Genomic DNA, 964 nt, shown 5'->3' on the forward strand with positions numbered 1-964 from the left:
GCTCTACGCCCAGCACTTCACTAAAGATACTGCATAGTTGTTCTTCAAGTTCGTTTTTCGGAGCCGTGTATTCCTTCCCGCTTACGGCTACGATCTCCGGCAGCGCCTGTTGATCCAGCTTACCGCTGCGCGTCACCGGCAGTTGTTCAATCTGCATCATATAGGCTGGCACCATATACGCCGGCAGTACCTCCTCCAGCTCCCGCCTTACCGCTTGCAGCTGGACTTGGTCTTTCGATATGAGGTATGCAAACAGCGCCTTCTCTCCGTCTTGGGCTTCCCGCACGATGACCGCCGCATCTTGGATCCCTTCGACCTGCCGCAGCGCATGTTCCACTTCGCCCAGCTCGATCCGGAATCCTCTGATCTTCACTTGATCATCCATACGGCCTAAATAGGCGATGTTCCCGTCCGGCAGCCATTTCGCTAAGTCCCCTGACCGGTACAGTTTCCCCTCCCCGTAGGGATTGTCAATAAACTTCTCTGCGGTTAGGGCCGGAAGATTCAAGTACCCTTTGGCCACACCGCTGCCGGCAATACATAACTCCCCGGGTACTCCTATTCCGCACAGCTTCATACCATCCATCATATAGATTTGCGTATTGCTCGTCGGTTTCCCAATAGGGACAGGATTAGGAATCGCACTCTCTCCATCGTATTCCCATCCCGTTGCCAACACTGTATTTTCCGTCGGTCCATAGGCATTGATATATCGTGTACCATTCCCTGCCTTTTCGATCATCTCCGCGTTTGATGCCGACCCCCCAGTCGTCAGTACCCGTAGTCCGCTGATATCGGTCTGCAGATAGTATTGCGGCGGCAGCAACGTCAACGTGATTCCGTTTTTCTGTATAAAGGCGTTAAAGCGGTTCACATCCGTTAGAACCTCTTGGGACACCAGGGTTAGCTTTGCACCCAACAACAGCGACAGTGTCATCTCCCATACGGAAGCGTCAAATATATA

1 protein-coding gene is annotated in these 964 nt (G+C 52.8%); it reads right to left on the reverse strand.

The annotated features are described in order from the left end of the window. Positions 1 to 964 (reverse strand): amino acid adenylation domain-containing protein (locus ACTJKB_RS30850; protein WP_440838038.1); only part of this gene is annotated, 964 nt, incomplete at both ends.

This window comes from Paenibacillus sp. 22594, assembly GCF_052044425.1.
In the GTDB taxonomy this organism is placed as follows: Bacteria; Bacillota; Bacilli; order Paenibacillales; family Paenibacillaceae; genus Paenibacillus_AQ.